At 51.6% G+C, this 7,218-nt stretch carries 6 protein-coding genes; 2 read left to right on the forward strand and 4 right to left on the reverse strand.

The window, feature by feature from the left end; genetic code table 11:
• Positions 1–259: 259 nt before the first annotated feature.
• Together QZP87_RS05025 and thiD are read left to right on the forward strand one after the other, a co-directional pair.
• Positions 260–1,948, forward strand: a complete 1,689-nt coding sequence (locus QZP87_RS05025) for a glutamine--tRNA ligase/YqeY domain fusion protein (protein WP_291321826.1) — start codon at positions 260–262, stop codon at positions 1,946–1,948.
• A 146-nt stretch (positions 1,949–2,094) separates the two neighbouring features.
• Positions 2,095–2,910: a bifunctional hydroxymethylpyrimidine kinase/phosphomethylpyrimidine kinase gene (gene thiD / locus QZP87_RS05030; RefSeq protein WP_291321827.1), complete on the forward strand. Its 816-nt coding sequence runs from the start codon at positions 2,095–2,097 to the stop codon at positions 2,908–2,910.
• An 18-nt stretch (positions 2,911–2,928) separates the two neighbouring features.
• Here the strand turns inward: thiD and proC are convergent, their stop codons facing one another.
• The 4 genes from proC to QZP87_RS05050 form a co-directional block, all read right to left on the reverse strand.
• Positions 2,929–3,732: a pyrroline-5-carboxylate reductase gene (proC, locus tag QZP87_RS05035; protein WP_291321828.1), complete on the reverse strand. Its 804-nt coding sequence runs from the start codon at positions 3,730–3,732 to the stop codon at positions 2,929–2,931.
• Positions 3,733–4,152: a nucleoside-diphosphate kinase gene (ndk, locus tag QZP87_RS05040; protein ID WP_291321829.1), complete on the reverse strand. Its 420-nt coding sequence runs from the start codon at positions 4,150–4,152 to the stop codon at positions 3,733–3,735. It lies immediately after the preceding gene.
• 305 nt (positions 4,153–4,457) lie between these two features.
• Positions 4,458–5,447 (reverse strand): divergent polysaccharide deacetylase family protein, encoded by a 990-nt coding sequence (locus QZP87_RS05045; protein ID WP_291321830.1) that lies wholly within the window; start codon positions 5,445–5,447, stop codon positions 4,458–4,460.
• Positions 5,448–5,767: 320 nt separating this feature from the next.
• Entirely contained in the window at positions 5,768–7,048 is a 1,281-nt protein-coding gene (locus QZP87_RS05050; protein ID WP_291321831.1) for a S41 family peptidase, read from the reverse strand.
• Positions 7,049–7,218: the final 170 nt, after the last annotated feature.

A 7,218-nucleotide genomic window follows, 5' to 3' on the forward strand; every position in this document is an offset into this window, starting at 1 on the left:
GCATGTGGCATGGGGACTGGCTCCACCCGCACTTATTTTTAAAACCTGTCAATCATCCTTCAGAAAAATAAGTGCGGGGGTGCCTGTCCCCTGCTTTCCTTAAAAAGGGCTAAACTGTTACGAATCACGCGGATCTGTTCAGCGTTTTGCATGTCGAATGTGGACTGCTTCCTCACAATTAAACAGATACATAACAGTCAGTCGGTTACGCTGCATCAGGCAGTAGAAATCTTTTATTGAGGCAGGAAACAGAGTTTTTATGGAAATTAAGGGTGCATCACATTTTATTCAGGATATTATCGAAAAGGACCTGGAAAGCGGGAAGCATGACACTGTGATTACAAGGTTTCCCCCGGAACCCAACGGTTATCTGCATATAGGTCATGCCAAGTCCATTTGCCTCAACTTCGGGCTGGCAGAAAAATACGGTGGACGCTGCCACCTGCGTTTTGACGATACCAATCCCAGGAAAGAAGACCCGGAGTATGTACATTCCATAATGCATGATGTTGAGTGGCTGGGTTTTCACTGGGGAGACCACCTGTACTACGCCTCTGATTATTTCGGTGAATTTTACCGCTATTCCCTGCAGCTGATAAAACAGGGTCAGGCTTACGTCTGCAGCCTGAGTCCGGATGAGATACGCAGTTATCGTGGCACCCTTACAGAGCCTGGAATAAACAGCCCCTACAGGAAACGCAGCGTCCAGGAAAACCTGGAACTCTTCCAGGAAATGAAAAAGGGCAGTTTCAAGGAGGGTGAGTATGTACTGAGGGCCAGAATCGACATGGCCTCACCCAATATCAACATGCGCGATCCAGTGATTTACCGCATTATCCATGCTTGGCACCACCGCACCCGGGATGCCTGGTGTATCTATCCCACTTATGATTATGCCCATTGTCTTTCAGACTCCATTGAGGGTATCACCCATTCCCTTTGCTCTCTGGAATTTCAGGATCATCGCCCCCTCTACGACTGGTTCCTGGAGCAGCTTGGGGTTTCATGTCATCCTCAGCAGATCGAGTTTGCCAGGCTTAATCTGAATTTCACTGTCATGAGCAAGCGCAAATTGACTCAACTGGTCCAGTCAGGCCATGTAAGCGGGTGGGACGATCCCCGGATGCCTACAATCTCCGGGCTCAGGCGGCGAGGCTATACCCCGGAATCTATACGCAGATTCTGCGACCTTATCGGTGTGGCCAAGAGTGACAACGTGGTGGATATGTCAATGCTGGAATACTGCATCCGCGAAGATCTGAACAAAAGAGCTCCCAGGTATATGGGGGTTATTAACCCGCTCAAAGTGGTCATAACCAATTATCCTCAGGAATCCTCCGAAGAACTGCCGGCAATAAACAACCCCGAGGACGAGGCCATGGGGACCCGCAATGTCCCTTTTTCCCGGGTTATTTATATCGAGGCTGAAGATTTCCGCGAAGATCCCCCAAAAAAGTATTTCAGACTGGCACCCGGACGGGAGGTGCGGCTTAGATATGCCTATTTCATAACCTGCCAGGAAGTTGTCAAAGATCAGGAAACAGGTCGGATACTGGAGCTGCGCTGCACCTATGATCCGGCCACCCGGGGCGGGGATTCGCCTGACGGGCGTAAGGTCAAGGGGACCCTGCACTGGGTTTCGGCCGGACATGCAGTCAGATCCGGGGTACGCATTTATGATCGCCTTTTTTCCAGGCCCAATCCAATTCAGGATGAAAAAAAGGGTCTGGCTCTCAATGACACTTTGAACCCTGCTTCTTTACAGGAACAGCAGGGGTGCATGATGGAACCGGCCGTAAAAGGACTTAAGCCGGGAGATATACTGCAGTTCGAGAGGTTGGGATATTTTTGCGTGGACCCTGAAAGCACACCTGCAAGCCCGGTCTTTAACAGGACAGTTTCTCTCAAAGATACCTGGGCCAAAATAGAAAAGAAGATGCAGGGCTGAAAACAGACACATGTATCTGTTCAGCGCTTTGCATGTGGCTCGGGGACTGCCCCCTGCTTTCCTTTCCCCTTCGAGTTCAAATAAAGTGTCGCTGTAGTGCCAAACAGATACAAACACATTGACTGCATGTGCCTGCGAGGTATCAAGTGAACAACAATGCACCTCCGTGCGTCCTGACCATAGCCGGATCTGATCCTGGCGGGGGAGCCGGCATACAGGCGGATCTTAAGACGTTTACCGTGCACCGGGTGTTCGGTCTTTCAGTGGTCACCGCCATGACAGCTCAGAACACCACCGGGGTACAGGGTGTATTCGCGCTTGAGCCGCAGTTTGTGGCCCTGCAGCTGCAGAGTGTTCTGGATGATTTTCCTGTACGTTCGGCCAAGACGGGCATGCTTTTTTCGAAAGAGATTATCAGAGAAGTGGCCCGGGCCTTGACTAAAAGTGTCTTTCCCCTGGTGGTCGACCCGGTGTGCGTCAGTCAGAGCGGACACAAGCTTTTACAAGACGATGCTGTCCAGGCTCTTAAAGATGAGATTATCCCGCTGGCTGCTCTGGTTACCCCCAATCGTCCCGAGGCCGAACTTTTGACGGGCATGCCGGCCATAAACACCAGGGAAGATATTCTGGAAGCCATAGCCAGACTGCAGGGGATCGGGGCCACAGCAGTGCTTTTTAAGGGCGGGCATTTCAAAGAGACCGAGCAGTTAACCGACTGGCTGGGCATCAAGGGCAAAGAAGCATTGGCAATAATAAAACCCAGGATCGACACCAGCAGTAATCACGGCACCGGGTGTACTCTTTCGGCGGCCATAGCAGCCAACCTGGCTCAGGGGATGGATATTGAACAGGCAGTGAAGAAGGGCAGGGACTATCTGCAACTGGCCCTGGAATATAGTTTTCCTTTGGGGAGAGGCCATGGTCCTGTAAATCACTTAGCAGCACTGGATCGAGGCCACTGATTATCCCCAGGCTGATGTTCAGTTTCCTCCAAGCTCTTTGCTTCGCCGGGCGGCCTCCTGCACCGCCTCCAGGACCGCTGCTTTTACAGCGTGCTTTTCCAGCGCTCCAAGGCCTGCTATAGTTGTGCCACCAGGAGAGGTAACCATTTCTTTTAATTGAGTGATATGGCGGTTTTCCTGCTGTGCCATGTGGGCCGAACCTGCAAACAGCTCCAGTACCATGGCCGTGGCATCGGGTCTGCTAAGGCCCATGTATACACCCGCGTCCACCATACCCTCCATAAAATAGTAGACATACGCCGGGCCGGATCCGATAAGGGCGGTAAAAGAATCAAAGGCTTTTTCCGGCAACACGTAGACCTGTCCCAACTCCTGGAAAAGGCCCTGGATAAAATCAGCCCTGTCCCGGGAAAGGCTGTGGTCATCCAGGCAAAGGGCGAAGACCCCGCGGCCCACCAAGGCTGGAGTGTTGGGCATTACTCTTACCACGGGGCAGGCCTGGCTGCTCCAGAAGCTCAGGTCCCGCGTCCGGACACCGGCAGCCACTGAAACCAGACACTTGGACTGATTCAAGCCAGGAGCGATTTCTGCAGTTATGGCGGGTGCAAGGGCAGGCTTCACTGCCAGGATGATGAACTCGCAACTGCGGGCCAGGTCAACAGGTCCGGGATGCATTTGCATGCCGCACAGGCTGGATAGGCGTTGCATACAGGACTCGTCGGTGTCATAGCCGTGCAGATGCAGATCCTTCCGCCCGGCAAGGCCCTGGAGAATGGCCCCTCCCATGTTGCCTGTGCCGATAACTCCCAGATGTACACCCATTTAACCCACCACCTCCATTCGGCTGAAAAAAAAGGCGGTTTCTTCCCGGGCGGTTTCCGGTGCATCAGAGCCGTGCACTGAGTTTTTCTCTATGTCCAGGGCATAGGTTTTGCGTATGGTGCCTTCTTCAGCCTGTTCAGGATTGGTGGCCCCCATGATCTCCCGGTACTTTTCTATGCAGTTTTCCCCCTCCAGGATGCCTACTACTATGGGGCCTGAAGACATGTAGCTGGTGAGGCTGTCAAAAAAGGGTCTTTCACTGTGTACAGCGTAAAACCCCCGGGCCTCATCCTTGCTGAGGCGGAGCATTTTCAAGGCCACGATTTTCAGGCCGCTATCCTGAATCATTTTAAGAATGGCCCCCTGCAGGTTTCTCTCTACAGCATCCGGTTTGATTATGGAAAGTGTTCTCTGTGTCATTGTTCCTCCATTACTATTTGATTATATTCTTCAACCGTGAACCATGAACGCTGGAACTATTCACCCTAAAGCGGGCTACGCCCGCAACCCAGTTAATTGTTAATTGTTAATAGGGTAAGGCAGTTAATTTAGGCTTTTGTTCTTCAACAATTAACAATTAATAATTAACTGATATCAATTTCTTGTTTTTTGTGACAGGGTTTCAGGAGTAAGCCACTAAAGGTGGGTGACTGACTACTGACTACTGCGACTGGCAATAAGATTTTCTGCAGTTGCATCTGTCAAGGTAGTAAGTATTTCGTTTTTTATCTTGCAGATACCGCCATGATTTTTTGCTGCAGGATCAGTTCGTCCACACTGGCTATGTTGACCCTGTGATCCCTTTCTCTGTTCCAGTGGCGCAATGTCTGCAGGGTTTCCGGGTGCGGATGACCTATGGCCACCGCCATTCCGTGCCGGGAAGCCATTTGTTCGGCCTTTTGCAACTGGTGCATGATTGCTTCACGACTGCGGATATTGTCCAGAAAAACGTGGCGCTGCATGAAGTCCAGTCCCATTTCACGTGCTAGATAGGGGGCTACGCTATCCGGGGTGGTTACACTGTCCAGGAAGAACAAGTCCCTTTTCATCAGTTCTTCAAAGACTATTCTCATGCCCTGGTGATTCCGGGTAAAGGCGGAACCCATGTGGTTGTTCACCCCTTGGGCCTGGGGAATCTGCTGCAGGGCGTGGATCATCTGCTGCCTGATTTGTTCCGGTTTCATGTCCACAAAAAGGGCGCCTGGTCCCGGTTCTACCCCGCGGATGTAGGCGTCTGGCTCCATGGGCATATGCAGCATGACCTCGAAACCGTTTACAGATGCGAATTCTGCTACCTCGGAGGTCCTGGGCAGATACGGCAGGATGGAGAAAGTGACCGGAAAGTCCAGTTCAGCCAGTTTGCGGGGAAAAACCATGCATTCTCCAAGGTCGTCAATGACAATGACCAGGTTGCCTCTGCCGGCTTGTATGTCCGGTTTATCTAAGCCCAGATGCAGAAGATGTGTGGTCTGCCCGGCAATGCTGATGGCCCACTTCTGACCATGCTGGTCAAGTTGCTTGACTGTGGTGTTGTCCATGAAATGATTCAGGGCTTCCTCCAGGTTCTGAATGAACTGCTCCTGCCTGTTGCCTGTATATATATGCATCTCCTGAAAACTGTAGGGGGTGCCGAAGAAAAAACGGCTTTCCATCCGGTTGCGCAGGATATAACTCTCGTCCTGGTCTATTCTGTTCAGGGCATTCAGTATGGCCATATCCGCCTTCCATACTCTGTGTTCAAATCCAGTTCCCACCTTATCTGCATATTTGAATCTCTTTTCCTGGGAAGGATCATGTTCAGCAGGCCTGGAATAGACTTCATCATCTTTGACAGGGGGCTGGATGGCTACTTGAGTGGGAGTAACAGCAGTATTTTCCTTTGGGGGAAGCAGAAGAATCCCTAAAAGAGCCAGAAATGTAAAACCTGCGGCAGCACCCCACAACAAAAACCTGAGGTTCGGTTTCTGCCGGGGTGCCGGAGGTTTCTTGCTTTTGCGTTTTTTTCCGCCGGAGGAGGACACCATGGGTATTGGGGTTAATTGTAGCTTAGTTTCTGTATTCTGGGCATGGAACGTAAAACTTCCAGGGCCATGCGCAACTGGTTGTCTTCCTCCAGAAGCTTTTGTACTTCTTCGGAGTAGCGCTCTTCATACTCGGGCCTTTCATCCGGGTGCTCCAGGTGAAACTGCATTAATGATTCCCGGATTTCTTCCCTGTCTTCTTCATCCTTATCTTTTGAGATCCGCTGCAGCGGGATGTGGATGTCCGGGGTAACCCCCTCAGCCTGAATTGAGCGCCCGTCAGGGGTATAATAAAGAGCTATGGTGAGTTTGATGGCCGACCCGTCGGATATGGGCATAATGCTCTGTACCGAGCCTTTGCCTAAGGTGGGTTCTCCCAGGAGCAGGGCCCGGTTTCTGTCCTGCAGGGCTCCTGCAACGATTTCCGAGCCTGAAGCCGAACCTGAGTTTATAAGAACCACCATGGGGGAGGTTACATCCTCGGCCCTGCTGGTAGCGGTGTAATCCTTGCGCTGGGTCTCTTTACGGCCCTGGGTGTAAACAATCAGTCCTTCATCCAGGAATATGTCGGAAACCGATACGGCCTGGTCCAGAAGTCCGCCGGGATTGTTGCGGAGATCCAGAACTATGCCCTTGACCTCGTTTTCTGAGGAGTAATTACGGATTTCTTCTTTCAGGTCTTCAGTGGTGGTGGCCTTGAAGTCCGTAATGCGCAGGTGCAGATAGCCCGACTCCAGCTCGCGGCTTTTGACCGAATGTACAGGTATATCATCCCTGACAATCTTGATCTTTTCAGGGGTCTGAGAACCCTCTGAGAGGATGGTAAGCTCAACGGGCTCGCCTTTGGGACCGCGGATCTTGCTGACGGCATCGGTCAGTCCCATGTTCTGGGTGGACTCTCCTTCTATTTCAACGATTATATCCCCGGGTTCAAGCCCGGCCTTGTCGGCCGGGGTACCTTCTATAGGCGCAATCACCACCAGGTTGCCGTCCCGGATGCCTATCTGGATGCCGATGCCTCCGAATTTGCCGGAAAAGTCCTCCTGCATCATCTGCAGCTGTTCCAGGTCCACGTAAGAAGAATGAGGATCCAGGTTGCGAAGCATACCTTCTATAGCCCCCTGGATAAGATCCTGGCGATCTTTTGCTTCAACATAATTGTCTTCGATAAGATGCAGCACCTCGCTGAACATCTTCAGACTGTCCATCTGGTCGTCTCTGGCCTGGCTGGTCCACGGGGCTACCGTGAGCAGCATTAGAATCGCCAGAGTACCGATTAAATGGTTGATGCGCATTATTGCCTCCAGATTATTTGTTGATTGATTTGTATACGGTAACTAACGCGGGCTTTGCCCGCAACCCAGATAAGAAAAGAGTTTTTAGCCCACAGATCACACCCAGTGAAATCCGCTGCGCTGAGACTTCGTCTATTTCACCGGGCAGGCAGATTGACACAGATAAAAGA

Source organism: Desulfonatronospira sp. (assembly GCA_003563255.1).
Classification (GTDB): Bacteria; Desulfobacterota; Desulfovibrionia; order Desulfovibrionales; family Desulfonatronovibrionaceae; genus Desulfonatronospira.

What these genes read in the sequence shown, in the direction of transcription:
- QZP87_RS05045 (WP_291321830.1), bottom strand. Translation starts at nt 5,447, where the DNA reads ATGGCCATACTGAATGCCCTGAACAGAATAGACCAGGACGAGAGTTAT.
- proC (WP_291321828.1), bottom strand. Translation starts at nt 3,732, where the DNA reads ATGGGTGTACATCTGGGAGTTATCGGCACAGGCAACATGGGAGGGGCC.
- QZP87_RS05025 (WP_291321826.1), top strand. Translation starts at nt 260, where the DNA reads ATGGAAATTAAGGGTGCATCACATTTTATTCAGGATATTATCGAAAAG.
- ndk (WP_291321829.1), bottom strand. Translation starts at nt 4,152, where the DNA reads ATGACACAGAGAACACTTTCCATAATCAAACCGGATGCTGTAGAGAGA.
- QZP87_RS05050 (WP_291321831.1), bottom strand. Translation starts at nt 7,048, where the DNA reads ATGCGCATCAACCATTTAATCGGTACTCTGGCGATTCTAATGCTGCTC.